Annotated in this window: 29 protein-coding genes; 12 read left to right on the forward strand and 17 right to left on the reverse strand. The window is 40.9% G+C overall.

From position 1 onward, the window contains the following. Positions 1–32: 32 nt before the first annotated feature. Together WBW42_RS09465 and dnaJ are read left to right on the forward strand one after the other, a co-directional pair. Positions 33–410 carry a membrane protein gene (locus WBW42_RS09465; protein ID WP_002119294.1) on the forward strand — a complete coding sequence of 126 codons (378 nt, stop codon included), beginning with the start codon at positions 33–35 and terminating at the stop codon, positions 408–410. A gap of 103 nt (positions 411–513) precedes the next feature. Further along, a complete protein-coding gene (dnaJ, locus tag WBW42_RS09470; RefSeq protein ID WP_002119101.1) occupies positions 514–1,626 on the forward strand; it encodes a molecular chaperone DnaJ in 1,113 nt (370 codons plus the stop codon). A 114-nt stretch (positions 1,627–1,740) separates the two neighbouring features. Here the strand turns inward: dnaJ and WBW42_RS09475 are convergent, their stop codons facing one another. Further along, positions 1,741–2,094, reverse strand: coding sequence for a hypothetical protein (locus tag WBW42_RS09475; protein ID WP_002119225.1), 354 nt, complete (start codon positions 2,092–2,094; stop codon positions 1,741–1,743). A gap of 183 nt (positions 2,095–2,277) precedes the next feature. Between WBW42_RS09475 and dapB the strand changes: the two genes are divergently transcribed. Beyond that, a complete protein-coding gene (gene dapB, locus WBW42_RS09480; RefSeq protein WP_002119175.1) occupies positions 2,278–3,099 on the forward strand; it encodes a 4-hydroxy-tetrahydrodipicolinate reductase in 822 nt (273 codons plus the stop codon). A 50-nt stretch (positions 3,100–3,149) separates the two neighbouring features. Beyond that, the gene (locus WBW42_RS09485) at positions 3,150–3,803 is read left to right on the forward strand and encodes an START domain-containing protein (RefSeq protein WP_002119284.1); all 654 of its coding nucleotides are present in this window, start codon (positions 3,150–3,152) and stop codon (positions 3,801–3,803) included. A 41-nt stretch (positions 3,804–3,844) separates the two neighbouring features. Here WBW42_RS09485 and WBW42_RS09490 read toward each other — a convergent pair whose 3' ends face one another. Both WBW42_RS09490 and dkgB read right to left on the reverse strand, forming a co-directional pair. Continuing rightward, complete coding sequence (locus tag WBW42_RS09490) at positions 3,845–5,035, reverse strand: MFS transporter (RefSeq protein WP_005066574.1); 1,191 nt, start codon at positions 5,033–5,035, stop codon at positions 3,845–3,847. Positions 5,036–5,039: 4 nt separating this feature from the next. Next, complete coding sequence (dkgB, locus tag WBW42_RS09495) at positions 5,040–5,843, reverse strand: 2,5-didehydrogluconate reductase DkgB (RefSeq protein WP_025464149.1); 804 nt, start codon at positions 5,841–5,843, stop codon at positions 5,040–5,042. 120 nt (positions 5,844–5,963) lie between these two features. Between dkgB and WBW42_RS09500 the strand changes: the two genes are divergently transcribed. Next, positions 5,964–6,866, forward strand: coding sequence for a LysR family transcriptional regulator (locus WBW42_RS09500; protein ID WP_017399454.1), 903 nt, complete (start codon positions 5,964–5,966; stop codon positions 6,864–6,866). Here WBW42_RS09500 and WBW42_RS09505 read toward each other — a convergent pair. Then, positions 6,850–7,224 carry a hypothetical protein gene (locus tag WBW42_RS09505; RefSeq protein ID WP_032057155.1) on the reverse strand — a complete coding sequence of 125 codons (375 nt, stop codon included), beginning with the start codon at positions 7,222–7,224 and terminating at the stop codon, positions 6,850–6,852. The genes WBW42_RS09500 and WBW42_RS09505 overlap by 17 nt on opposite strands. Before the next feature lie 90 nt (positions 7,225–7,314). Between WBW42_RS09505 and WBW42_RS09510 the strand changes: the two genes are divergently transcribed. Continuing rightward, positions 7,315–8,739: an aminotransferase-like domain-containing protein gene (locus tag WBW42_RS09510; protein WP_032057153.1), complete on the forward strand. Its 1,425-nt coding sequence runs from the start codon at positions 7,315–7,317 to the stop codon at positions 8,737–8,739. Between the two features lie 2 nt (positions 8,740–8,741). Here WBW42_RS09510 and ahr read toward each other — a convergent pair whose 3' ends face one another. From ahr to WBW42_RS09550, 8 genes are all read right to left on the reverse strand, one after another. Then, complete coding sequence (gene ahr, locus WBW42_RS09515; RefSeq protein WP_032057151.1) at positions 8,742–9,770, reverse strand: NADPH-dependent aldehyde reductase Ahr; 1,029 nt, start codon at positions 9,768–9,770, stop codon at positions 8,742–8,744. A 38-nt stretch (positions 9,771–9,808) separates the two neighbouring features. After that, a complete protein-coding gene (locus WBW42_RS09520; RefSeq protein WP_032057150.1) occupies positions 9,809–10,369 on the reverse strand; it encodes a DNA-3-methyladenine glycosylase I in 561 nt (186 codons plus the stop codon). A 30-nt stretch (positions 10,370–10,399) separates the two neighbouring features. Then, a complete protein-coding gene (locus WBW42_RS09525) occupies positions 10,400–10,645 on the reverse strand; it encodes a hypothetical protein (RefSeq protein ID WP_005066589.1) in 246 nt (81 codons plus the stop codon). 9 nt (positions 10,646–10,654) lie between these two features. After that, a complete protein-coding gene (locus WBW42_RS09530; RefSeq protein ID WP_032057148.1) occupies positions 10,655–11,191 on the reverse strand; it encodes a M23 family metallopeptidase in 537 nt (178 codons plus the stop codon). Between the two features lie 47 nt (positions 11,192–11,238). Beyond that, the gene (gene mutY / locus WBW42_RS09535; protein ID WP_032057146.1) at positions 11,239–12,273 is read right to left on the reverse strand and encodes an A/G-specific adenine glycosylase; all 1,035 of its coding nucleotides are present in this window, start codon (positions 12,271–12,273) and stop codon (positions 11,239–11,241) included. 143 nt (positions 12,274–12,416) lie between these two features. Next, on the reverse strand, positions 12,417–12,779 hold the full coding sequence (locus WBW42_RS09540; protein ID WP_002119132.1) for an HIT family protein: 363 nt from the start codon (positions 12,777–12,779) through the stop codon (positions 12,417–12,419). A gap of 184 nt (positions 12,780–12,963) precedes the next feature. After that, positions 12,964–13,701, reverse strand: a complete 738-nt coding sequence (locus tag WBW42_RS09545) for a dienelactone hydrolase family protein (RefSeq protein WP_002119163.1) — start codon at positions 13,699–13,701, stop codon at positions 12,964–12,966. A gap of 172 nt (positions 13,702–13,873) precedes the next feature. Next, positions 13,874–14,032, reverse strand: coding sequence for a DUF1328 domain-containing protein (locus tag WBW42_RS09550; protein ID WP_002053759.1), 159 nt, complete (start codon positions 14,030–14,032; stop codon positions 13,874–13,876). Between the two features lie 193 nt (positions 14,033–14,225). Between WBW42_RS09550 and WBW42_RS09555 the strand changes: the two genes are divergently transcribed. The 3 genes from WBW42_RS09555 (at position 14,226) to WBW42_RS09565 (ending at position 17,337) form a co-directional block, all read left to right on the forward strand. Next, positions 14,226–14,684: a YcgN family cysteine cluster protein gene (locus WBW42_RS09555; RefSeq protein ID WP_002119281.1), complete on the forward strand. Its 459-nt coding sequence runs from the start codon at positions 14,226–14,228 to the stop codon at positions 14,682–14,684. Positions 14,685–14,793: 109 nt separating this feature from the next. Beyond that, entirely contained in the window at positions 14,794–15,966 is a 1,173-nt protein-coding gene (locus WBW42_RS09560; protein ID WP_032057144.1) for a PQQ-dependent sugar dehydrogenase, read from the forward strand. Between the two features lie 105 nt (positions 15,967–16,071). Beyond that, complete coding sequence (locus WBW42_RS09565; protein ID WP_032057143.1) at positions 16,072–17,337, forward strand: replication-associated recombination protein A; 1,266 nt, start codon at positions 16,072–16,074, stop codon at positions 17,335–17,337. Between the two features lie 13 nt (positions 17,338–17,350). Here WBW42_RS09565 and WBW42_RS09570 read toward each other — a convergent pair whose 3' ends face one another. The 5 genes from WBW42_RS09570 to dapA all read right to left on the reverse strand — a co-directional run bounded on the left by WBW42_RS09570 (position 17,351) and on the right by dapA (position 20,999). Next, complete coding sequence (locus WBW42_RS09570) at positions 17,351–18,187, reverse strand: formate/nitrite transporter family protein (RefSeq protein WP_032057142.1); 837 nt, start codon at positions 18,185–18,187, stop codon at positions 17,351–17,353. Between the two features lie 149 nt (positions 18,188–18,336). After that, entirely contained in the window at positions 18,337–18,540 is a 204-nt protein-coding gene (locus WBW42_RS09575; protein WP_005804340.1) for a hypothetical protein, read from the reverse strand. 191 nt (positions 18,541–18,731) lie between these two features. Next, positions 18,732–19,451, reverse strand: coding sequence for a phosphoribosylaminoimidazolesuccinocarboxamide synthase (gene purC, locus WBW42_RS09580; RefSeq protein WP_002119240.1), 720 nt, complete (start codon positions 19,449–19,451; stop codon positions 18,732–18,734). A gap of 36 nt (positions 19,452–19,487) precedes the next feature. After that, positions 19,488–20,090, reverse strand: a complete 603-nt coding sequence (locus WBW42_RS09585; protein WP_002119179.1) for a hypothetical protein — start codon at positions 20,088–20,090, stop codon at positions 19,488–19,490. A 15-nt stretch (positions 20,091–20,105) separates the two neighbouring features. Next, a complete protein-coding gene (dapA, locus tag WBW42_RS09590; protein WP_032057141.1) occupies positions 20,106–20,999 on the reverse strand; it encodes a 4-hydroxy-tetrahydrodipicolinate synthase in 894 nt (297 codons plus the stop codon). A 328-nt stretch (positions 21,000–21,327) separates the two neighbouring features. Here dapA and pncA point away from each other — a divergent pair, with 328 nt between their 5' ends. The 3 genes from pncA (at position 21,328) to WBW42_RS09605 (ending at position 24,484) form a co-directional block, all read left to right on the forward strand. Then, entirely contained in the window at positions 21,328–21,972 is a 645-nt protein-coding gene (gene pncA / locus WBW42_RS09595; protein ID WP_032057140.1) for a bifunctional nicotinamidase/pyrazinamidase, read from the forward strand. Between the two features lie 53 nt (positions 21,973–22,025). After that, a complete protein-coding gene (locus WBW42_RS09600; protein WP_032057138.1) occupies positions 22,026–22,964 on the forward strand; it encodes a bile acid:sodium symporter family protein in 939 nt (312 codons plus the stop codon). A gap of 176 nt (positions 22,965–23,140) precedes the next feature. After that, positions 23,141–24,484: an MATE family efflux transporter gene (locus WBW42_RS09605; RefSeq protein ID WP_032070472.1), complete on the forward strand. Its 1,344-nt coding sequence runs from the start codon at positions 23,141–23,143 to the stop codon at positions 24,482–24,484. Positions 24,485–24,486: the final 2 nt, after the last annotated feature.

Genomic DNA, 24,486 nt, shown 5'->3' on the forward strand with positions numbered 1-24,486 from the left:
GGCAAAATGCAGTGAATTGAGGTGAAATACAGATGGGGCAAGACCATATCGAACAGCATCGCCGCTATATAGTAATTTCTTATGCGTTCATGTTTCTTGCATTGTTTACGGTTATTTTTGCGGCCTTTGCTTATTTGGTCGCTCGTAAAGTGGCAGTTGTAGATAATGCAGAAGTTTGGATTCATGCGCATGCGCTATGGATTATGCGCAATGCGATTCTATTTCTATTTATGGCAATTTTTGCTGTTGTCTGGTTTATTCCGCTCTTCTTCTTTGCATGGGACAGCAATCTTTGGGTCACAGCCTCTACAGTTGCTGGTGTAGTTTTTAGCGCTATTGCGTGGTTATTTCTATTAAATGCATGGTTAAAAGGCTTGTCTAAATATTTAAAAAATAAGGCAGTTTTTTAATATATCTATTTTTTGAACATTTCCCCCTTGTAAATTCGGCTAAAGTCCCCCATTTAGTCGGCAATAGAGTATTGATAAAATTCCGTGAGGAGCACCGCCAAAAATGGCTAAACGTGATTATTATGAGGTTTTAGGCGTTTCAAAAACCGCAAGTGATGATGAGATCAAAAAAGCCTACCGTAAATTGGCGATGAAATATCATCCTGATAGAAACCCTGACAATGCCGAAGCTGAAGAGAAATTTAAAGAAGCTGCTGAAGCTTATGAAGTTTTATCGGATAGCGAAAAGCGTAGCATGTACGATCGCATGGGACATAATGCGTTCGAAGGTGGCTTTGGCGGAGGCGGTGGTGGCTTCGGCGGATTTAGTGCAGAAGATATTTTTAGCCAGTTCGGTGATATCTTCGGTGGCGCATTCGGTGGTGGTGGACGTCAACAGCGTCAACGTCGCGGATCAGATTTACGCTATGTAATGGAACTTACCCTTGAAGAAGCTGTAAAAGGGGTGAAAAAAACCATTACCTTTACTGCTCCAGCACCATGTGATGTGTGTGATGGTAAAGGTTCTAAAAATCCAAAAGATGTTGAAACCTGTAAAACTTGTCATGGTTCAGGACAAGTTCGTATGCAGCAAGGTTTCTTCTCTGTACAACAAACATGTGGTACGTGTCGTGGTCAAGGTAAAATTATTAAAAACCCTTGTCAGGCATGTCATGGTTCAGGTGTTGCCGATCGCCAGCAAACGTTGGAAGTTACAATTCCAGCGGGTGTAGATAATGGTGACCGTGTTCGTTTGAGTGGTAAAGGCGAAGCAATTCGTGATGGCCAATCAGGTGACTTATACGTTGAAGTCGTTGTTCGTGAACACGAAATTTTCCAACGTGATGGTGCCGATCTTTATATGGACGTACCAGTAAGCATTGCTGATGCTGCACTTGGTAAAGAAATTGAAATTCCAACTTTGGAAGGTCGCGTTAGCCTGAAAATTCCTGAGGGAACTCAAACAGGTAAATTATTCCGTTTACGTGGCAAAGGCGTTCGTCCAGTACGTAGCAGCATGGTGGGTGATTTACTCTGCCGTATTGTGGTAGAAACACCAGTCAACTTAAATTCTCGCCAACGTGAATTACTTAAAGAGTTGCAAGCTTCTTTTGATGGCGAAGACAGTGCTTCCTCACCAAAGAAAAAATCATTCTTTGATCGTTTGTTCGATTAATGCTTGATTAGACAAGAAATTAAAAAGAAGGCGGATATTTATAAAATATCCGCCTTTTTATTGCGCTGATGTATCTTATTATTTTTATTCTGCTTAAAAGAAAATTACGTCTGCTTACTTTGTAGGGAGAGCAACATCAATATCATTAACACTTACAGTCGGTTCGCTAGAAGCAAGAGTAGGAGCATTTTCGATCACTGGTGCGGCTACTGCTTCTGCCTGTACAGCTACTTTTGGTGCCTCTGCTGCTGTTTCGCCAATAATTGGGTCAATATCTTCAACTTTAACCTCAGCATTGGCATCGCTTGTTTGAGCTGTAGGCGTTGCTGTTTGAGTATTTACGTTTGTTGTAATACGCGCTTTAGATAAGCTTTCTAATGTGTCTCCTGGCTGGATTGCAGGCTCTGCAAATGCCACTGAACTCATAATCCCCATCATTACTGTAAAGCCAATAATTCTCGAATGCATGCTGAACTCCTTATAGTCATCTTTTTCTCATTCGTGGCTCCGTAGTCTGCCGATCAATTCTTTAACTTTTGTGAAAACAGATTAAATTTCGTCCCAACTCAAAAAATAATTTTTACTTTTTAAGATGAGCAAAGAGTTTTGATATAGTAGGTAAATTACGTAAAACCGAAGATTGGGAAGATTATGTCAGCAGCTCCACGCATTGGTATTTTAGGTGCAGGCGGTCGTATGGGCCGTACGCTTATTCAAGCAGTTCAACAGGCAGGCTATCAATTAGCTGCTGCGGTAGAGCGTCCGGAAAGTAGTTTGGTGGGCACGGATGCAGGTGAGCTTGCTGGTATTGGTTCAGTGGGTGTGAAGGTTTCAGGAAACTTGGCAGAAGTTCTTAAAGACTGCGATGTAATCATTGATTTTACTGCACCAGTTGCAACTGCTCAGCATTTAAAGCTTTGTCGTGAAGCTGGGGTTGCCATGGTTATTGGTACAACAGGTATGTCAGATGAGCAAAAAGCTGAGTTAGACGAAGTTGCTACGCATACCCCAGTGGTTTACGCTGCGAACTATTCAGTGGGCGTAAATGTATCAATCAAGTTACTTGAGCTTGCAGCAAAAGTATTTGGCGATACAGTAGATATTGAAGTGATTGAAGCTCACCACCGTCATAAAGTAGATGCGCCGTCAGGTACAGCATTAATGATGGGCGAAGCAATTGCAGATACTTTAGGTCGTAACTTAAAAGAAGTTGCTGTGTATGGCCGTGAAGGGCATACAGGCCCACGTGACCGTCAAACGATTGGCTTTGAAACCATTCGTGGTGGTGACATCGTTGGCGAACACACTGTCATGTTTATTGGTGAAGGTGAGCGTGTTGAAGTGACTCATAAAGCGACTAACCGTATGAACTTTGCTGCTGGTGCAGTACGAGCTGCTGCATGGGTTGTGGGCCGTGAAGCGCGTAAATATGACATGAAAGATGTTTTAGGATTGAACGACGTACAGGTATAAAACCCTGTACGTATTCCATGTGTAGCGAGAAAAACAAGATAGAGCAGAACATGAATAAAAAACAAATTGCCTTGACCACTCTTCTTTGCTTAAGCAGCCTCTGGACGGGGGCTGCTTCTACAGAAAAAGCTAAACTCAGCTTAGACCGCAATAATATTAAAGTCTGGACCTATCAAAAAACTGATAATCCAGTCTTTCAATATAAGGCTGAAACGACATTTGATGTGCCACTTGAACGCGCTGTCGCTGTGATTTTAGATGTAAATCGTGCTGACCAGTGGGTGCCTTATATGGGCAAAGTTGAAATGTTGTCTCAAGATGAGAAAAAAGGTGAGTTCACACTTTACATGGTGTTGGATTTTCCGTTTCCTTTGAAAGATCGCGATGTGGTTGTAAAAGGAAAAATGAGCAAGGCTGCAAATGGCGTTGTAACAATTAAAAATACTGCAATTAGTGGAAATTATCCGATACAACCTGATGTAGTGCGCTTAACACGCTATGAAGGGGATTGGACATTCCAGAAACTTGCAAATAATAAGGTGAAAGTAACGACCAGTGGTTATGCTGATCCTGCTGGTGCAATTCCGTTGAGCTTTGTAAATATGTTTGTTCAACAGCAACCTTACCAGATGCTGCTCAAAATGAAGCGGGAAGTAACCAGTCCGATTTATGAACACCCTAAATTACCAGATATTTTAAAATAAATAGCTTAAAAAAAAAGCGCCTGAGATCAGGCGCTTTTTTATTAATCTGAACACTGCTGTAAAGCTTGTGCAGGGCTGCTTTCGCGTTTGATTTGAAATAAAACCAATAACAAACCTAACCCAGCCAACAATGCGCCAGCAAAAGATACTGCGCTATAACCCCAACCTAGATCGAGTACTAACGCGCCTGCTGCTGCACCTACTGCATTACCTAAGTTAAACGCACCAATATTCACTGAAGAGGCAAGTCCTGGTGCTTCATGAGCGACTGACATTACACGCATTTGCAAAGGTGGTACTAAAGCAAAGGTTGCTGCACCCCAGATCACTAATGCAATGGCTGCTCCAATCTGGCTTTGCGCAAGAATTGGGAAAGTCACCATCATCACAATCAACAGAACCAAGAAACCAATCAGAGTTTTGTTGATAGACAAATCTGCAAAACGTCCACCCAAATGGTTACCAATTGAGAAACCTACACCAATCAGCACCAACATGAACGTAATGAAAGTCGGTGAAGCATGGGTAAACTCAGTCAAACTTGGCGCAATATAGGTGTAGAGTGTAAACATTGCACCTGCACCGAGTACGGTGGTGAGTAGCGCAAGGACCACAGGAGTACGCGTTAATACCTTTAATTCAGCTTTCACATTTGGTTTTTGGGCAACCATACCTTGTGGGAGCGCTTTCCATAAAGCGAGCATGGTAATTACGCCAAGCAAAGAAATCGCAAGAAAAGACATACGCCAGCCAATGTTTTGCCCAACCCATGTTGCTAACGGTACACCACCAATATTGGCAATGGTTAAACCCATAAACATGGTTGCTACAGCACTGGCCTGTTTATGTGCGGGTACAATGCTTGCCGCTACAACAGAGCCAATCCCGAAGAAGGCACCGTGGTTCAGGCTTGTAATGAGACGAGCACCTAATAAGCTCATATAGCTTGGTGAAAACGCTGCGATTAGGTTACCGACCGTAAAGATCGCCATCAGCAAAATAAGCGCATTACGTCGTGCAAAACCACCAAACCACAAGGTCATGAAAGGCGCACCTAGCATGACGCCAAGTGCATAGCCCGTAATTAACATTCCGGCCGTTGGAATTGAAATTCCTAAATCATTAGCGATATTCGGCAACAGTCCCATTGGTGAGAATTCCGTGGTGCCAATGGCAAAGGCACCAATTGCCAATGCCAATAACGAGAACGCCGTATTTGATTGAGTGTTCATGAGTTTAGTCCCAAACTGGTGCCCATGGCTCTGGGCTAACTTCACGACTGTTGCGGTCGAGCTCAGCAATCATTTGCATTTCAGCTGAAGTTAACTCGATATCCTGTGCTTTTAAGTTGCTCATCAGGTTTTCACGTTTAGTCGAAGATGGAATGACTGCAAAACCACGTTGCAATGCCCACGCTAGTGCAATTTGCGCTGTCGTTGCTTTATGTGCTGCTGCAATTTCAGCGAGAACAGGATCTTGAAGCACTTTGCCGTAGGCAAGCGTCATATATGAAGTCACATCAATATTCTTCTCTTGTAAGAAATTCACAAGCTTATGGTTTTGAAGATAAGGACTTAGCTCAATCTGGTTTGTTGCAATATGCTCTACACCAATTGTGTCAATTGCTTGTTGAGTAAGCTCAATATTGAAGTTTGAAATACCAATTTGTTTAGTTAAGCCCTGTTGTTTTGCTTCAAGTAAAAGCTTCATAACTTCAGGAATCGAAACGCCTAAATCTGGCGCTGGCCAATGGATCAATGTGAGGTCAACATGGTCAGTACGAAGCTTTTGTAGGCTCTCTTTTAAGCTTGGAATGAACTTATCTTGAGCAAAATTATCTACCCAGATTTTTGTGGTTAAAAATAAGTCCTGACGGGATACACCGCTTTCGGCAATGGCTTGACCAATTGCTGCTTCATTATCATAAATTTGAGCAGTATCAATGACACGGTAACCTACGTCTAAAGCAGTTTTAACAGAATCAATGACTGCTTGTTCTTTAAGACGGAAAGTTCCTAGACCAAAACGTGGGATATTCATGTATTTACCTAAATTTGAATAATCATTTAACTTGATGTGCATTTTGCTTTTTTTATTGTTGCGAAAAAATAGATGAATAAGCAAAATATCTTTGATCATTAGTCAATAATGGAATAAGACATGAAATCAACAATTGAAGAGCTGGTCGCATTTATCGCAATCGTTGATACAGGCTCTTTTGTTGCGGCGGCAGAACATTTAAAACAAACGCCTTCAGGAGTCAGTCGCTCTTTAACACGCTTAGAAGCTAAGTTAGATGTGACTTTGTTAGAGCGAACGACACGTAAATTAAAACTCACTCAAGAAGGGCAGCAGTTTTTGGTAAAGGCCCGTAAAATCTTAAATGAGCTAAATGCTGCCGAAGAAGAACTACAAAAATCTGATCAGGGTACTGCGGGACTTATTCGCATTGATTCAGCAACGCCGTTTGTCTTACACGTTATTGCGCCATTAATGCATAAGTTTCGTGAGTGCTATCCAAATATTGAAATTGAGTTAAATAGTAATGATCAGGTGATTGATTTGCTGCAACATAAAACTGATGTTGCATTCCGATTCGGAGAACTTAATGATTCAAGTCTTCATGCCAAATTAGTATGTAAAAGTCGCTTATTTATCGTTGCAAGCCCTGAGTATTTAGAAATTAAGGGTACACCGACACAACCTGAACAGCTTGAACAACACGATTTGATCGGTTTTACCAGACCTGCATATATCAATAGTTGGCCGATTAAAGTTGGTGATGAATATTTTTTTGCGCAATCAAAAATTAAAGCATCGAGTGGAGAAACGGTACGTCAGCTGACGATTAGAGGACATGGTATTGCACGACTATCTGAATTTGAAATTTGGAAAGATATTGAAGAAGGGCGATTGATTGCTTTATTTGAAGACCAAATTGAACATCAATACCAAAGCATCCATGCTGTGTATTATCAACAAGAGCATCTACCAAAACGAATTCGTTTATTTATTGAGTTTTTGGCAGAACAGTTAAAAGACGGTTTTAAAAACGCTCTCTAAAAGTAGTGTAACTGTCAGTTGGAAAATGAACTTCTAAAAGTGGGGTCGTTTGTCCTTGTGATGAATGTTGAGACAGAAAATAGCTTTTTTGATGTTCTCGGCAGCTAAAATACAAAGTTGAATAAACCGAGTTCACCATTACAACTTCATTTGAGCTATTCCGTTTATATTGATAATGAGAAATCGTACTGGTCTTTTCATCAGTGTGTTGCTCTATTTTATAGTCTTGTTGATTTGTCATTTTTAAATAACCTTCTATGAGGCTTTGGCAAACAGTATGTCTGTATTGCTCATCTTTTGGTTGTTGTTGGCAACCAGCTAAAACAATAGTAAATAACAATATAGCTTTTAATTTCATGACCTTGCTACTTTCTGAGTTGATTTCTATAGCCTAAAGGTGTTCTATAAACCAGTACAGATACAGAAATTTTTAAAAAAGCAGCACAGAATGACTTTCCAATATCAGGTTCTTGCCAATCAATTAGCACATCGTATTTATCAAGATGAGCTTAAACCTCATCAGAAACTTATTTCTTTGCGAGATTTTGCTCGTCAGCACAGCATTAGTTTAAGTACAGCAAAAAGTTGTTATGAGTTACTTGAGGCGAGGGGGCTTATTTATGTAAAGCCGAAGTCAGGTTATTTTGTGGTAGCTCGTGCACAATCTGGCCCCATTCCTGAAAGTCCAGATTTCTTGTCTTTACCTCGACAAGTCTCAAATCTGGAATTGCATAATCAAATTCAGGAAGCCGCCTTACAAAGTCATCTTGTACCTTTAGGCTCTATTCAGTTAACGCCTCATTTTATTCCTGTGGAAGGTTTACGTCGTTCTATTCAACGGGCTTTAAAAAATTGTCAGCCTCAAGACTTTCTTTATTGTAATAAACAAGGGCATGAGCAATTAAGAAAAGCGTTATCTGATCATTGGCGTGAAGATGGAATTTTTATCGCAGCAGAAGATATTTTTATTACCAATGGCTGCATGCCTGCTTTGTCTTTGGTGATTCAACATCTAACGGAAGTAGGTGATACTATTTTAATTCCGACACCTACTTTTAATGGACAACTACAGCTTATAGCCAGTTTAAAACGGCAGATTATTGAAATTCCAGCGCATCATCGTGGTATCGATCTTGAGCGCTTAGAATCATTTATGAAGCAAGGTTTGGCTAAAGTTTGCTTAATGACAGCCAACTATCAAAATCCTTTAGGATACTGTTTAAGTAATACAGAAAAACAAAAGATTGCCGAGTTAGCAGCAAAGTATCAGTGCTTTATTATTGAAGATGATATTTATGGAGAGTGTGGCTACAGTGGTGAGCGGCCATTGCCTATTCGCTATTGGGACCGTGAAGGCTATGTGATTTGGTGTGGATCGGTTTCTAAGTCATTGTCGAGCGCGTATCGGGTAGGGTGGTTCTGTTTAAGTGCGAAGCTACAGCATTTAAGGCTTGAGCTGGTAGCCAGTAATATTGGGGTCAATACACCCTTACAATTAGGCCTAGCTGATTTTATTTATAGTCGTGGTTACCGAGAGCATTTAGAGCAGTTAAGACCGAATTTGATGCGGCAAGTCGAGGAATATCGTAGTTGTATTTTAAATGCCTTTGAAGGTATTGCAATTGCACTGAGTCAACCAGAGGGGGGATATGCTTTATGGATGCAGTTACCTAAAACTGTAGATAGTTTGGCGCTCTATTACACTGCAAAATCTAACGGAATTACCGTAGTTCCCGGGCATGTTTTTGGGGAGGATGAACGCTATCGGCATTTTATTCGTTTAAATGCAGGTCATGAGTTAACAGCAGATGTCCGCCAAGCCATTAAAGACTTAGCGGACTGGTCACGGCAACAGATTAAAACAGCGAGTTAGTTTTATTCTGCAAAGTCTGCTTTAAGTACAATGCGGTAGCGTGCCTGACCTGAGTGTAGACGTTCAATTGCTTCATTGAGCTGTGACATTGGAAATAGCTCAATTTGAGGCGCAATTTTTTTGCGTGCAGCAAACTTTAAAAGCTGACGTAGTGCAGCAGGTGAGCCTGTAGGTGAACCAGTCACTGACTTAGCACCACCAATAAGAGAGCCAACAGAAACAGGAACAGGCTCAAGCGTAAGACCTAAGAAATGTAAGGTTCCGTTTGGTGCCAGTGTTGCAATAAAAGCAGACCAATTTAGAGTCACATTCACGGTACTTAGCAATAAATCGAATTTACCTTTTTGAGCTTTTACTGCCTCTGTATCGCGACTATTTACCACATGGTTCGCTCCCATTGCTTTGAGTTCTTCCGTTTTATCTGGGTTAGAACTAAAAGCAGTGATTTCACAGCCCCATGCTTTAAGTAGCTTAATGGCTATATGACCTAAACCACCAATACCAATTACACCGACATGATGCGTTGCCTGTATTTTGTGTTTGAGTAGTGGATCAAAAACGGTAATTCCGCCACAAAGTAAAGGACCAGCACTTTCAGCGTCTAAATTTTCAGGGAGGGGAATGGCCCATTGCCAACCTGCACGGACTTTATCAGCAAAGCCACCAGCATGCCCCACGATTGTTGCAACATTTCCACCTGTACACAGTACTTGCTGACCACCAATACATTCATCACAGGCTTGGCAACTTTCAGCTGTCCAACCAATGCCGACACGTTGCCCAATTTGTAGACCTTTTGCTTCTGAACCCAAAGCAACAATTCGTCCAATAATTTCATGACCTGCAACCACAGGGTACACGGTCGAACGCCATTCATTGTTTAAAACAGAAATATCAGAATGACATAAACCACAATATTCAACTTTTACCTCAACCTGATGCGGTTGTAATTCACCTGCGTCAAATTGATAGGGAACCAGTTTTTCACCTGCCTGCATTGCAGCATAAGCTTGAATCGTATTATTGCTCATCGGAAACTCCTTAAGCGGCTTTGAACCGTTCTGGTGGGTTATGAAGCTTTAAATTGACAATCGTTTTCATGATCATCGACCATGCCTACTGCCTGCATAAAAGCATAGCAGGTGGTTGGGCCAACAAATTTGAAACCATTCTTTTTAAGAGTTTTGGAAAGTTTTACGCTCAGTTCGGTTTGAGCAGGGGCCTTACGATAATCTACAACATCATTGTTTTGTGGAGCTGCATCTACAAACTGCCAAAGCCATGTAGGAACATCACCAACTTGTACTTTGAGCGCTTGCCAAGCAATAGCATTATCACGAATGGCTTTGAGTTTACCAAAGTGACGAATTAAGCCAGCATCGGATAATTTTAGTTCTAAAAAATCATCTGTAAATGAAGCAATGTCTGCAATCGGATGATTAAAAAAGTGTTGACGGTAGCTTTCTCTTTTTTTCAGTACGGTAATCCATGATAGGCCGGCTTGCTGTCCTTCAAGACAGAGCATTTCAAATAATCGTGCTTCGTCGTGTTCGGGTTTACCCCATTCTTCATCATGGTAAGCAATATAGAGTGGATCGTCGGAACACCATCCGCAACGTTGAGTTTTCATGATAATGCTCCTTATATTTATCTTAGAATTTTAAAGTTTAAATAGCACCCATTCATTCGGGCGAGTATCCCAATAATACAGTTCTGCTTGTGTTAAGTCTTCAAACTTTAGCCAAAAGTCTTTGCCAACTTTGTCTGAAAAACCGGTACTGATCAGTAGGGCATCATCGCTGATTTCCATGATCCAGCCTTGATAGCTATTGCCATTTAAAACGATCTTTTGCTGGTTGCCAGACTCGGCAAACTCTACTAAGCGATTGATCAGCGCTTCCGACATAAAATGTTCCTAGCGTAAATATGAATAAGGATTAACAGCACCACGACCTTTAGCATCTAAGTAAAGACCATAATGAAGATGAGGTGAAGTATAACGTGCATTGCCCGTATTGCCGACATAGCCAATGAGGTCGCCCTTTTTGACATAGTCACCCACATTTAAGCCACGTTTGTGACCATCAAGATGAGCATAATAATGCCATGTCCCGGCTGGACCTAAAATCCAGATGACTTTGCCACCTAAGTTGTTATTGCGAAGATCTGCAACGAGTCCTTCGGTTGCACTGTACACTTTGGTTCCACGTGGAGCCAAAATATCAATTCCTTCGTGACTACGGCCCTGACTCCGAGCAGCTCCCCATGTGTCTTTTAATTCATCACGGTCAATACCTTTTACAGGTACAGGTAGTCGACTTGGAAGCTGCATACTTTTGAGTTTGATGACTTGAGCAGGTGGAAGTGGGGCAGGTTTTTTAGGTGCACTGGCACAGGCAGCCAAAAGAATAATCAGAAAACCAAGTGAGAAATGAGAAACAAAACGTCGCACAAAATACTCCCTGTCACAGCCATATCAAAATTATTTTACTCACTATGTCATGAACGGCTTGTCGAGATCAATTTTTTCATAGCGGTTGGAACACCTTTGGCAATGGCTTGTTCCGGACTCAACCATTGACCTTCAAGTTCAATAGCCAGATGTTCTTTTTGATCAGGTTCCACGTGGAACACATGAGCATTAAGTAACCATGTGAAATGAGTGAAGCTATGGCTGATCTGAAAAGTTTGTGCTTGAGGTTGTAGTTTGAATTGTTGGCTTAAGCTCAGGCGTTCATGTTCATTTTCTAAAATAGGTAAACAGAATAAACCGCCCCATAGACCATGAGCTTGACGTTGTTGCCAGAACCATTCACCTTCGCACTGAATAATAAGAACATCTGCTGTTTTAACAGGTGGTGTTTTTTTCGGTTTTTTAAAAGGTAATTCTTGTTCTAACCCTTGCTGATAAGCCTGACAATGAGCTTGCATTGGACAATATAAACATAGCGGTTTTTTAGGAGTACAAATGGTTGCACCCAAGTCCATAATCGCTTGAGTGTAGTCATGATTGCGATGTGTAGGGCAAAGCTCTTCAGCGAGTTTCCACATTTCACGTTCGTGTTGTGGTTTGCTTAAGTCATCTTCAATGGCAAAGAAGCGAGCTAAAACGCGTTTCACGTTGCCATCCATAATGACGCCGTACTGACGTAAACCTAAAGACATGAGCGCCCCTGCAGTAGAGCGACCAATGCCAGGTAACGCAATCCATTCTTCTAGCGTTTCAGGAAATTTACCTTGCTGCGTGACAAGACCAGCCGCTTTATGCAAATTGCGTGCACGAGCGTAGTAACCGAGGCCAGCCCAAAAAGGGGCTACTTCATCCCAAGTTGCATGACCTAAAGCTTCTACAGTCGGGAAGCGCTCCATAAAGCGGTCAAAATATTGCAAGACCGTTTTCACCTGAGTTTGCTGCAACATAATTTCAGAAACCCAAACTTTGTATGGATCATCGGCAACTTGCCAAGGCAAATCGTGACGACCATGTTGATCGAACCAGTTTAAGAGGGCATCAGAAAAAGAAAATTCAGGCATGAACAGCTATAGAAGAGAAGTAAGGGCTAAATTATAGCTGAAATTTAGATGAAATTTTGTTTAAAGCAGGCGAACAGCGAGAGTATATTAAAACAGAGACGACCTTGAAAAATAGCAATCTCTGTTTTAATCAGATAAAAGGATTAATCCTTTTGTACACCCCAAAGTTGATCAAGTTTCAACGGTTGGTTTTTATAGTAAGGAATGACATGAATGTGGAAATGATCTGAAGTTTTTCCAAAAACTTCACCATCATTAAAGCCAATATGAAAGCCATCTGGTTGATGACGAAGCTGTGTCTCATGACGGGCAATTTCAAGAAGTGTCAGTAAGCCTTGGTGTTCTTTAGATGTAATGTCAAAAAAAGAACTAACATGGCGCAGTGGTGTTACTACACAGTGGCCTTTAGATAACGGATTAGAATCAGGCAAAATTACGGCAAATTCATTCTTATCAATGATGTCATATTCATCAAATTCGCAATACGGACATTTCTTGTCAGTCATTGTTGTATCCTCTCATGTTATTCCATTAAACCCCGAGTGCGGGAAATAAGACTAGGCTTTGCTCTAGCTCAACGGGAGTATAGTTATTGAAGTATGGTTTAAAAAATACAGTAAAAATATTGCAAAGTCATAAACATTTAAGGGAGCAAATGCAAAAAAATCATTTGCTCCAAATTTGCTTCTTTTATTTTAGAGTACGATCTAATAAAGCGTACATTTTAGCAAGGCCTTGTTTTTCCGCTTCGCTATTGTAGCCAAGGTCCACACCGTTCGCTTTAGCTCTTTCATCGGCAAGCGGGTTACTAAAGCCATGTTTAGCACCTTCTAAAACCACTACTTCATGTTTAACCTCAGCAGCTTGCATCTCTTTTTCAAAATTAGCAACATCTTCTAAGGTGACCATACTGTCTAATTCACCATGTAGAACTAAAACTTCACCTTGAATGTCGCCTTTTTGAGCAGGAGCTTTAGGCGTTAATGTGCCATGGAAAGTTGCAGTTGCTTTTAGTGGAGCACCTGAACGTGCAAGATCTAATACGACTTTACCACCATAACAGTAACCGACAGCAGCAATTTTTTCACTGTTTACTTCCGGCTGAGCAGCTAAAGTTTGAAGCCCAGCATTGGCACGATCAGTCACCGTGTCTAACTCTTCAAATGTCTGCATCATCCATTCATAGGCTTGAGCTGCGGTGGTTGTAACTTTTTTATCACCATACATATCAATTGCAAGCGCAGCATAGCCGTGTTCAGCAAGTTCACGTGCGCGTTGCTCAGTATATTCGTTACGTCCCCACCACTCAGGAGCAACAATCACACCCGCAACAGGTGTTTCGCTATCTGGAGCCGCAAAGTAACCAATTAAATGGCTACCATCTGGTGCAGTATATTGAATTTCACGGGTTTTAATTGCAGTACTCATGACATTAATCCTGAAATTTAAATCGATTTAAATACGCTTGATTAAAGCATAAAAATTAAGAACTAAAATAAATAACTATGTAAAAATCTACATCAAAAGAAAAAGATACAAAGCTATAAGCAATAAAAAAAGAAGGAAACCAGTTCCTTCTTTTTATGTGATCATGATTAAATTAAGTTCGGCCTCGAGAAATGAACCCAATTACAGCTAGAATTACAGCTACAACTAATAAAATCACGGCAAAGTCTTTAGATAGCCCTGCAACACCACCAAACCCTAATAGACTGGCAATGAGTGCAATTACTGCAAAAATTATCGCCCAACGGAACATAATGCTGTCCTCCTTATTTTTCATTGTCATTTAACTATATAGCGTGTTTTTTACTCGGAATGTGTCGTTTATGTGGTTGAAATGTATATTAAACAATCATTTTGTGATGTCATAAATACAGCTTCTTTTTTAGTACAGACCACTTCAATGCTATACTGATACATCATTTTATCTCATCAGCTGTTAAAAGATTATGTCTACCGAGACCTCACTTCGACCACTCTTTTGGAAAAACTATCCGTTAGAGCAACTGACTCAGGCTGAGTGGGAAGCTTTATGTGATGGCTGTGGTTTGTGCTGTCTGGTAAAACTAGAAGATGAAGATACACATGAGGTGGCTTATACCAAAGTGGCCTGTAAGTTACTTGATTGTGGTACAGGGCGTTGCACGGACTATCCGAATCGTCAGCAGCAAGTACCTGACTGCCTACAATTAACGGTAGAGTCTTTAAAAACAATCCACTGGTTGCCTTCAAGCTGTGCCTATAAGCGCTTGAATGAAGGCAAGAATTTACCTTCTTGGCATTATTTAAATACGGGTTCGAGACAAAGCGTGGTTAAGGCGAAAAAGTCAGTTGCAGGACGTTGTATTTCTGAAGTTGATGTCCATGAAGATGATCTTGAAGATTATATTGTGCGGTGGGTGCGCTAATTTAGTCTTAAAAGAGAATGTTTGATTACAGCGTATAATAAAGTAACACTTTTATCGTAATTTTTTTGCTCATCTCCGTAATATAACAATAAAAACAAAGGAGATAAAAATGATGAGACGATTAGCAGCCCCCTTATTATGTAGTAGCTTTTTTTTGTTAATGGCCTGTGGGTCTAATAATACCAATTCAAAAAATCCTGAACAAAATACGACTGCAAAAGTAGATCAGTCTGTTGCCATCAAACAAACTTATCGGGTTGAAGCAGTCTCACATTTTAATGAGCCTTGGGCTGTGACCAGTCTGCCTGATCAGCGTTTATTAGTGACTGAACGGCAAGGTAAATTAAAAATTTTTAACCCAAAAAATAAGCAAATGTTGGACGTGCAAGGTGTTCCAGCGGTGAACTATGGAGGACAGGGTGGTTTAGGAGATGTCATTTTACACCCTGACTTTGCCAAGAATCATTGGGTTTATCTCAGCTATGCTACAAAAGGGCAAGGTGGATCTGGCGCAGTGATTTCACGTGCGAAACTAGATTTATCTCATCCTAATCAGCCAAAACTCACCGAGATAAAGCAGATTTGGCAGCAAGTGCCTAAAATCTCAGGACAAGGCCATTATGGACATCGCATGCTTTTTGGTACAGATGGTAAGCTGTGGGTCAGTTCAGGTGAGCGACAAAAGTTTGATCCTGCCCAAAACATGAAAAGTAACTTAGGTAAAATCTTGCGTTTAAATGAGGATGGCACCGCGGCTGTAGGTAACCCTTTTTATAAGCAAGGCGGGGTCACTGCTGAAATATGGTCACTGGGACACCGTAACCCGTTAGGTATGGCTTTTGACCGCCAAGGACAGCTGTGGATGGTTGAGATGGGGCCTAAAGGTGGTGATGAGCTTAATATTATTACTAAAGGTGAAAATTATGGTTATCCAATCGTTTCAAATGGAGACCACTATTCGGGCCAACCTATTCCAGATCATCACACTCGGCCAGAGTTTAAAGCACCAGAAATTGACTGGACTCCTGTTATCTCTCCATCGAGTATGATCATTTATCGCGGACAACAATTTCCTGCATGGCAAAATAAAGCCTTAATTGGCGGGTTATCTTCCGAAGCGATTATTGTGGTGGATTTAGAGCATAAGCCCGTGAAAGAAGTGCAAAGATTGGATATGAAAAAACGTATTCGTGGGTTGCATGAAGCACAAGATGGTTCGATTTGGGTGATTGAAGATGGCTCAAATGCGCGTTTACTCAAGCTGAGTAAGAAACCCTCTTAATGCTAAGCAAGAGCCTGTAAATAAAGAACGTGTCTCATAGATTCAAATTGTAGATTTCTGTGAGACACAATAGACTATAGTGAAAAGACGATAAAGCCATTTGAGATGTCAGACACCCATATTCCACTTCCCGAACGCCTGCGCCCAAGAGACTTGTCTGAAATTATTGGGCAAGACCATTTATTAGGTGAACATGCGCCCTTACGTCAAATGATTGATCAGGGTCATTTGCCTTCTATTATTTTTTGGGGTCCACCAGGCGTTGGTAAAACAACAATTGCTTTACTTTTGGCGCAGGCGATAGACCGTCCATTTGTGAGCTTGTCTGCGCTGAATACGGGCGTAAAAGAATTACGTGAAGTGATTGCAGAAAGTGGTGATTTACTGACACCTGTAGTTTTTATTGATGAAATTCATCGTTTTAATAAATCTCAGCAAGATGCTTTATTGGGTGCAGTTGAAAAAGGCAAAATTACGTTAATAGGCGCGACAACTGAAAATCCATCTTTTGAGGTGAATAGCGCGCTTTTATCACGCTGTCAGGTCTATACCTTAAATAGTTTAGACAGTGAGGCAATTCAGACATTACTCAACAATGCACTTCAAAGCGATAGATTCTTAAAAGAACGTTACATTCATATAGAAGAATATGATGCGCTGATTCAGTTCGCAGCAGGTGATGCACGTAAAGCGCTTAATTTACTGGACTTGATCGCAAGTACTTTTGAACCAGAAGTTGAAAACACGATTACTAATGCGGTTGTGGTAAAAGTCGCTCAGCAAAATATTGCGCGTTATGACAAATCTGGCGAGCAGCATTACGACCTTGTTTCTGCCTTTATTAAATCAATTCGCGGTAGTGATCCAGATGCAACGCTATATTGGATGGCACGTATGCTTAAAGGCGGAGAAGATCCAGTTTTTATTGCAAGACGTATGCTGATTGCAGCCTCAGAAGACATTGGAAACTCTAATCCAAATGCGCTATTGCTTGCAGGTGAGTGTTTCCGCTCTGTACAAGCGGTGGGTATGCCTGAGGCTCGAATTATTCTAGGTCAAACAGCAGTTTACTTAGCAACGAGTGCAAAAAGTAATAGTACTTATTTAGCGATTAATAAGGCTCTGGAACTTGCTGAAAAAACGGCAAATTTACCTGTGCCTTTGCATTTGAGAAATGCGCCAACCAAGCTTATGAAACAGCAAGGCTATGGTATTAATTATCTCTATCCTCATGATTACCCTGAGCACTTTGTGCTGCAAGACTATCTGCCGCCTGAGTTGAAGGGAACCAAACTCTATGAGTCTGCAAGAAATAAGCGTGAGGTTGAAGGTGAGCGTTTGCAGCAACGCAGATGGCAGCAGGAACAATAGTTCCTGCTTTATGCTATTCCAGCTCTTTAGTGACCTGACCATAAATCAGTAGAGTAAACACGCCTGTACCGCCAATAATATTGCCGATAGTGGTAGGGATGAGGAAAGTAAACAGATACTTGCTAATAGAAGCTTCTCCTTGCCAGACCAGATAGGACATTTCTGTAGAACCAACCACTACATGGGTAAAGTCACCCAGTCCTATCAAATACGTCATAAAAAAGATGAGCAGAAACTTATTACTGACTGAAGGCAACATCCAGACCAATGCAGCAATTAACAGCCCTGACATAATGCCTTTGAGCAGATTCTGAGTGGCAGAAAAGGAACCCACATGATGTGCGAGTTCATCTAGTGCTTTATCAATATCTGGCGTAAACAGGTGAGTAGTTAGGAAAAATAAACTCGCTAAAGCTGTTCCAATGATGTTGCATAGAATCACAATGCCCCATAAGCGGCCCACTGCTCGTAATTTATCGAAAGTAAAGGGATTAAATAAAGGCACAACTGTGGTGATAGTATTCTCGGTAAAGAGTTGCATGTGACTCAATATAGCGATTAGAAACCCAATGGTATAACCCACATTAGTGATTAAATCGGTCCAGACTGCATCAGTTGGGAGATAAGCAGCAATAATCGCTTTAAATACAAATGAAAAACTGATGACTAAACCCGCGGCAATCCCTGAAAAGATCAGTGCAGTTGTTGGACGATCAAGCTCTTCGGCACCATCACGGCGGATAATTTCATAAACCAGACGGGGTGACAGTTTCTCATGTTCTTCGACTGCCATTTTTTCACGCCAGCTTAAAGTTTTCTCGACTTTCTTTTCCTCTATTTCATGGTCCATCAGGGTTACTCCTCACTGAATAAATATCTTATATTTATTGTTTTATTTATTGTTAAGGCAGTGTTCAGGATAAATCTAGTCTATTCATAACAGCTTTATGTGTCTTTTTATAAATCGAATGCACAATGATCAGATCATCAATCACAAAATCAAAGAAAAGTATAAGCTCTTAAAGTACGGATGAGTGCCATATAGTCGCCTTGAGAGGCTTTAGCAATAACAGATTCAACCTCTGCCTGACTCCAGCCTTGTTTTAAGGCAGAAGTACTAAAGTTGTTTAATAAGACCAAAGGATTTTCACCAAAATGGATTGGATGATTCATTAATCTCTTTTCAAGCTTAGATAATTCCATAGGTTCATCCTAGTTTTTAAATTTAATTATTGTGAAGTACTTTGTGTTTTTTTAGATTTTAGTGTTTTAAATTAAGCTTATGCAAGTGTTAATTTATAGAAATAGACAAATCTGTCTACATTGTTTGGGGCGCATGGCGCTGAATATAAAAAAACCGGGCTTTAGCCCGGTTTTTTATGAAGTTTTACTGATTAGATGTCAGATAAATCTACGCCTAAACGAGCAGCAACTTCTTCATAAGCTTCAACAACACCGCCTAAACCTTGACGGAAACGGTCTTTGTCGAGTTTCTTCTTAGAGTCTTTATCCCATAAACGGCAGCCGTCTGGAGAGAACTCATCACCAAGCACGATGCGGTCATGGAAAACACCGAATTCAAGCTTGAAGTCCACCAAAATCATGTTGCCTTCAGCAAATAAAGCTTTTAATACATCGTTTACTTTATAAGTTAAAACTTTCATTTGTTCTAACTGTTCAGCAGTCGCCCAACCTAAAGCAATCGCTTGAGATTCGTTAACCATTGGGTCGCCTAGACCGTCATCTTTATAGAACAATTCAAATGTAGGAGGAGTTAACTCTTTACCTTCTTCTACACCTAAGCGACGGCATAGAGAACCAGCTGCGTAGTTACGAATTACACATTCAACTGGAATCATTTGAAGTTTTTTAACAAGCACTTCAGTTGGAGAAAGCAATTTTTCAAAATGCGTTTCAATACCCGCAGCAGCAAGTTTTTCCATGATGAAGGCGTTAAAACGGTTGTTCACCTTGCCTTTACGATCTAGTTGTTCGATTTTTTCGCCGTTGAACGCAGAGGCATCATCACGAAAGACTAAAATCAGATGGTCGGCATTGTCTGTTTCATATACAGATTTTGCTTTACCAGTATAGAGCAAGGTTTGTTTTAACATGAGGGAACCTTTTTAAAAAAAATGCCTAGTAAACGACTAGGCTGGCCAATTTTGGTAAATCTGGTTTAGCACTTCAGCAGCCACATCTGGGCTTGCAAAAGTGTTATCTACATTAAATAGAGCAAGAGTATGACTAGAACCTACACCAGTAAGTTTAAGCACATAAGTATTGTCATTTACTTTAATCGTCGCTTGATTACTACCTTGAGCGATGATGTTGAAATTTAAAGTACTTAAAGTTGCTTTGGTGTACTGCCAGATCTCGGCTGTATTTCCATCAACTTTTAACAACGGATTTTTATTACCGTCAGTCACAAGCTGAGGACGTCCAAGCGCAGTCGTCGTTTGAGCAGAGGCATCTAGTGTCGCATTACCTTGCGTTTGTTCAGGGCGTGGCAGTGCATAGCGGTTGCCACGCTTATTTTCAAACTTCGGTGCGTTATCGATAGCGCGCTGTTCTACAGTTGGTGCAGGATACAAAGGTGTCGCTGGTCGTACAGTTGCATCGGCAGGATATTCAAGCGGGGCAAGTTGCTTGGCATTTTTATAATCTAAAGAGTGATTATTAATTGCGAAGCGACCACAACCAGCTAAACTTAAGGCTGAAACTGCAAGGACTAAACCAAGACGTAATTGCATCATAAATTGCTCTTATTAAATAATTCCCGCATCTTTTAGGGCATTGCGGAGAGGTTCGCGATATTGCTCAGCGAGAGGAGTGAGTGGTAAGCGAATACCAGTATCAATCAGTCCCATCTCATGTAGTGCCCATTTCACAGGAATTGGGTTTGATTCGCAAAATAGAATATTGTGTAAATTTGCAATCTTATTGTTAAGCGTCTTCGCTTGTTGTTCATCTTTGGCAATCGCAACAGCACATACTTCACTCATTGCTTTAGGTGCAATATTTGCAGTAACCGAGATGTTGCCGTCAGCGCCAAGAAGCATAAGTTCCCATGCTGTCTCATCATCACCTGAGTACACAGCCATCTTGCCGTTTAACGCCTCAATTAAAGCTTTACCACGAGGTACGTCACCTGTTGCATCTTTAATGCCAACAATATTCAAGATCTCTGCTAAACGTACAGCTGTGTCGTTTGAAAGGTCTACGCCAGTACGACCAGGTACGTTATAGAGAATAAGCGGTAATTCAACAGCTTCAGCAATCGCTTTATAGTGTTGGTAAAGGCCTTCTTGAGTTGGCTTGTTATAATATGGTGTTACAAGTAAAGCTGCATCAGCACCGAGGTCTTTAGCGGCTTTAGTTAATTCGATTGCTTCACGGGTTGAGTTTGCACCAGTACCGGCAATAATTGGAATACGTTTATTGGCTACACGAATAATTTCTTTAATAACCTGTGTGTGCTCTTCCATGCTCAATGTTGAGGCTTCGCCGGTTGTACCGACGGCTACAATACTGTTTGTACCTTGTTCTATGTGCCACTCAACCAGCTTCTCAAGACCCTTCCAATCTACACCGCCGTCTTTCAACATTGGTGTGACGATTGCGACGATTGAGCCTTGAATGGTCTGTGCTTGCTGAGTCATTTTTAAAAATATCCTATTTATCCATCCGAATCTGAGGTAAGAAAAACAAAATGTGGGATGGTTGCAGTATTTTGATTGTCCAGTTCTAACAATAACAGATTGTTGAATGACAATTATGCAAATTATGACTGATCAGACGCATAAGAACAATACGCCTAACGGATAATCGCGATGTAAACTTGAGGAAAAGATAGGATGTTTTCGTTATTGCGCATTAAGAACACCCAATAAACACAACAATACAGTTGGATTCAGCTGAGCCTTACTTAATATGTACTTTTTTTATGGCAAGATAGAATGCAATTTCCCAGTTGGGATTGAAGATGACATGGAAATGAATAAACAACCACAAAATGCGGTTTTAATCGTAGTTGATGTACAAAATGGTTTTACACCGGGTGGAAATTTAGCAGTTGCTGATGCCGATAGAATTATTCCAACGATTAACCAACTTGCTGGTTGTTTTGAAAATGTCGTCCTGACTCAGGACTGGCACCCGGATAATCATATCTCTTTTGCAGCCAATCATTTTGGCAAGCAACCATTTGAAACCATTGAACTCGACTATGGACAGCAGGTGCTTTGGCCTAAGCATTGTGTACAAGGTACTCAAGATGCCGAGTTTCATCCTGATTTAAATATTCCGACAGCTCAACTGATTATCCGAAAAGGCTTTCATGCTCATATTGATAGCTACTCGGCTTTTATAGAAGCTGATCACTCTACAACGACGGGTTTAACAGGTTATCTAAAAGAGCGCGGTATTGATACGGTTTATGTGGTCGGAATTGCTACGGACTTTTGTGTAGCATGGACTGCTTTAGATGCAGTTAAGCAAGGTTTTAAAACTTTAGTGGTTGAAGATGCTTGTAAAGGGATTGATCTGAATGGTTCATTAGAACACGCGTGGCAAACCATGCAGCAGCAAGGTGTTGTCCGTATTCAGTCGACTGATCTGTTGAGTGAGCGCTAATTATATTGCTCTGGTTTTTAACTTTCATATTTTAATTTTTAGGGATAGAAAGTATGGCTGCATTCCTACGCTTTACCCAATTTATTCAAAAAACTTTTGCCCTATGGGTGATTGTTTTTGCAGCGCTAGCGCTATGGCAGCCTGAATTTTTTGTCTGGCTCAAAGCGTACATTCCATGGATTTTGGGCATTATTATGCTTGGTATGGGAATGACCATGACTGTCGATGACTTTAAAGGGGTATTACAAAGCCCTAAAGCGGTATTGATTGGGGTGGTAGCGCAGTTTGTCGTAATGCCTGGCTTGGCATATGTTTTATGTAAATTATTTAATTTACCGCCTGAAATTGCGGTTGGGGTCATTTTGGTGGGTTGTTGCCCAGGGGGAACGGCGTCAAACGTAATTACCTATATGGCCAAAGGCAATGTGGCGTTATCGGTAGCCTGCACATCGGTATCAACACTTTTAGCACCTGTATTAACCCCTGCGATTTTCTATCTGCTTGCCAGCCAATGGCTAAAGATTGATGCAGCTTCAATGTTTATTTCGATTTCGCAGGTGGTGCTACTGCCTATTGTGATTGGTTTGATTTTAAGAACATGGCTTAAACGTCAGGTCGAATCTTATATTCAAGTCATGCCTTTAGTTTCGGTCATTGCAATTGTAGCGATTGTGGCCGCGATTATTGGTGGAAGCAAAGCAGCAATTTTACAGTCGGGCTTGCTCATTTTAGCCGTAGTGATCTTACATAACGGGCTTGGCTATTTATTAGGTTTTACCGCGGCACGTTTCTTTAAACTACCTTATGCGGACAGTAAGGCCATTGCTATTGAGGTGGGGATGCAAAACTCAGGCTTAGGTGTTGCACTTGCAGCAGTCCATTTTGCTGCTTCTCCGATTACAGGTGTACCAAGCGCAATTTTCAGTCTTTGGCATAATATTTCTGGGCCTGCGCTTGCGACTTATTGGGCAAGTAAACACAAACAAGAATAACTGTATAAACAACATTCATTAGGAAAGAAGGCCAAACGAATAGTTTGGCCTTTTTATTTAAAGCATATTTTAGGGGAGCTAAAGCTAGAACTGGTATGTCTTTTGCTTTGAATTGATGCACTAAAAATAACGTGAATATGAGTATAAATCGTAAAGAAAAATAAGGCATTTCCTTGATGAACCAGATTTTTAAATTATTTATTCCCATGCTCTCAAGCAATTTAATTCTAGTTTTAAGTGGATTGATTGATATTGCTTATGTAGGGCATTTTAGTAACGATCATGTAGCAGCATTATCGGTGACCTTATCTTTATATACAGTGGTTTATGTCATTGGTATGGGGATTCTGCAAGGTGTGATGCTCAAGCTTTCAGAAGCTTATGGTTGCCATGACATACCACACATTCGTCAAATTTTTATTCAAGGCATCTGGCTGATGTTATGTTCGGCATTGGTGAGTATTGGCTTGCTCTACTTGTTCCGTGATTTGCCCAAATTGTTTGGTGCATCGGAACATGTTGTTTCAATTACTAAAAACTGTATTTGGGCTTTGGTATTTATTTTACCTGCCCATTTACTGATGCGCTTATTTACAGCTTTATCTCAGGTCACTGAAAATGCGCATAAGGTTTTACTATCAGATAGCATTTTCTTCATTCTTAAAATTATTTTGTCCTATCTTTTGATTTATGGCGTCGCTTCATTTTCAATTCCACCACTCGGTGCCATAGGGGCTTTGTTAGCCACTCTCATTGTACGGTGGTTTATGTTGGCTGTTTATTACGTATTTTTCTTGGAAAAAGGATACCTCTTTATTGAGCAACCCGAACAGTCGATTGAAGATAGTCGAGAAAGTCTGCGGATGATTTTAAAAATAGGTATCCCGACAGCAATTATGGCGTTGATGGACGTTGTTGCATTTTGTTCGGTTGCTATTCTGATTTTACCTTTTGGGAGTGTGGTGTCAGCAGCACATCAAATTGTCGCAAGCACTGGCGGCTTCATGTTTATTTTTCCTTCGTCCATTGCCTCGGCCTATAGCATTTTGGTGTCACGATCTATGGGCAGCGGGAACATGGAAGAAGCAAACAAAATTGCCAGACAAAGTATATGGGTGATTATGGCAGTGAGTGGCAGTTTGTCCCTGTGTTTATGGTTGGAACGGGATTTAATTGTCACGTTCTATTCAGACGATTTGGCCGTGCAGATTTTGGCTGCATCGTTGTTGTTGATTGTGTGTCTGTCTCACTTTCTAGATGGCTTAATGACGTTATTGACCTCTTTGTTGCGCTGTTGGGATGTGTCGATTTTACCAATGCTGATTTTCTTGGTCGTGGTGTTATGTTTCGGATTAGGCGGTGGTTGGTGGATGGCCTATAAAGGACTGCATTGGCAGGATATCTCGATTTCTGCGATGGGAATTTATGGCTTCTGGTGGATGGCTGCCATAAGTTATTTAGTGGCTTGTCTAATGAGTGCCATCTGTTTCCATTTTAGAAAACAATTAAGAGGATTTTGATT

It is taken from the genome of Acinetobacter sp. LT1 (genome assembly GCF_059800965.1).

Bases quoted from the DNA above. Each gene is read 5' to 3' on its own strand.
- WBW42_RS09565 (WP_032057143.1), top strand. From the start codon at position 16,072: ATGTCAGACACCCATATTCCACTTCCCGAACGCCTGCGCCCAAGAGAC.
- ahr (WP_032057151.1), bottom strand. From the start codon at position 9,770: ATGAGCAATAATACGATTCAAGCTTATGCTGCAATGCAGGCAGGTGAA.
- WBW42_RS09505 (WP_032057155.1), bottom strand. From the start codon at position 7,224: ATGAAATTAAAAGCTATATTGTTATTTACTATTGTTTTAGCTGGTTGC.
- dapB (WP_002119175.1), top strand. From the start codon at position 2,278: ATGTCAGCAGCTCCACGCATTGGTATTTTAGGTGCAGGCGGTCGTATG.
- dnaJ (WP_002119101.1), top strand. From the start codon at position 514: ATGGCTAAACGTGATTATTATGAGGTTTTAGGCGTTTCAAAAACCGCA.
- WBW42_RS09600 (WP_032057138.1), top strand. From the start codon at position 22,026: ATGGCTGCATTCCTACGCTTTACCCAATTTATTCAAAAAACTTTTGCC.
- dapA (WP_032057141.1), bottom strand. From the start codon at position 20,999: ATGACTCAGCAAGCACAGACCATTCAAGGCTCAATCGTCGCAATCGTC.
- WBW42_RS09585 (WP_002119179.1), bottom strand. From the start codon at position 20,090: ATGCAATTACGTCTTGGTTTAGTCCTTGCAGTTTCAGCCTTAAGTTTA.
- WBW42_RS09550 (WP_002053759.1), bottom strand. From the start codon at position 14,032: ATGTTCCGTTGGGCGATAATTTTTGCAGTAATTGCACTCATTGCCAGT.
- WBW42_RS09560 (WP_032057144.1), top strand. From the start codon at position 14,794: ATGATGAGACGATTAGCAGCCCCCTTATTATGTAGTAGCTTTTTTTTG.
- WBW42_RS09540 (WP_002119132.1), bottom strand. From the start codon at position 12,779: ATGACTGACAAGAAATGTCCGTATTGCGAATTTGATGAATATGACATC.
- WBW42_RS09485 (WP_002119284.1), top strand. From the start codon at position 3,150: ATGAATAAAAAACAAATTGCCTTGACCACTCTTCTTTGCTTAAGCAGC.
- WBW42_RS09570 (WP_032057142.1), bottom strand. From the start codon at position 18,187: ATGGACCATGAAATAGAGGAAAAGAAAGTCGAGAAAACTTTAAGCTGG.
- WBW42_RS09545 (WP_002119163.1), bottom strand. From the start codon at position 13,701: ATGAGTACTGCAATTAAAACCCGTGAAATTCAATATACTGCACCAGAT.
- WBW42_RS09555 (WP_002119281.1), top strand. From the start codon at position 14,226: ATGTCTACCGAGACCTCACTTCGACCACTCTTTTGGAAAAACTATCCG.
- pncA (WP_032057140.1), top strand. From the start codon at position 21,328: ATGGAAATGAATAAACAACCACAAAATGCGGTTTTAATCGTAGTTGAT.
- WBW42_RS09465 (WP_002119294.1), top strand. From the start codon at position 33: ATGGGGCAAGACCATATCGAACAGCATCGCCGCTATATAGTAATTTCT.
- WBW42_RS09575 (WP_005804340.1), bottom strand. From the start codon at position 18,540: ATGGAATTATCTAAGCTTGAAAAGAGATTAATGAATCATCCAATCCAT.
- WBW42_RS09510 (WP_032057153.1), top strand. From the start codon at position 7,315: ATGACTTTCCAATATCAGGTTCTTGCCAATCAATTAGCACATCGTATT.
- WBW42_RS09525 (WP_005066589.1), bottom strand. From the start codon at position 10,645: ATGTCGGAAGCGCTGATCAATCGCTTAGTAGAGTTTGCCGAGTCTGGC.
- WBW42_RS09605 (WP_032070472.1), top strand. From the start codon at position 23,141: ATGAACCAGATTTTTAAATTATTTATTCCCATGCTCTCAAGCAATTTA.
- purC (WP_002119240.1), bottom strand. From the start codon at position 19,451: ATGTTAAAACAAACCTTGCTCTATACTGGTAAAGCAAAATCTGTATAT.
- dkgB (WP_025464149.1), bottom strand. From the start codon at position 5,843: ATGAATATCCCACGTTTTGGTCTAGGAACTTTCCGTCTTAAAGAACAA.
- WBW42_RS09500 (WP_017399454.1), top strand. From the start codon at position 5,964: ATGAAATCAACAATTGAAGAGCTGGTCGCATTTATCGCAATCGTTGAT.
- WBW42_RS09475 (WP_002119225.1), bottom strand. From the start codon at position 2,094: ATGCATTCGAGAATTATTGGCTTTACAGTAATGATGGGGATTATGAGT.
- WBW42_RS09490 (WP_005066574.1), bottom strand. From the start codon at position 5,035: ATGAACACTCAATCAAATACGGCGTTCTCGTTATTGGCATTGGCAATT.
- WBW42_RS09520 (WP_032057150.1), bottom strand. From the start codon at position 10,369: ATGAAAACTCAACGTTGCGGATGGTGTTCCGACGATCCACTCTATATT.
- mutY (WP_032057146.1), bottom strand. From the start codon at position 12,273: ATGCCTGAATTTTCTTTTTCTGATGCCCTCTTAAACTGGTTCGATCAA.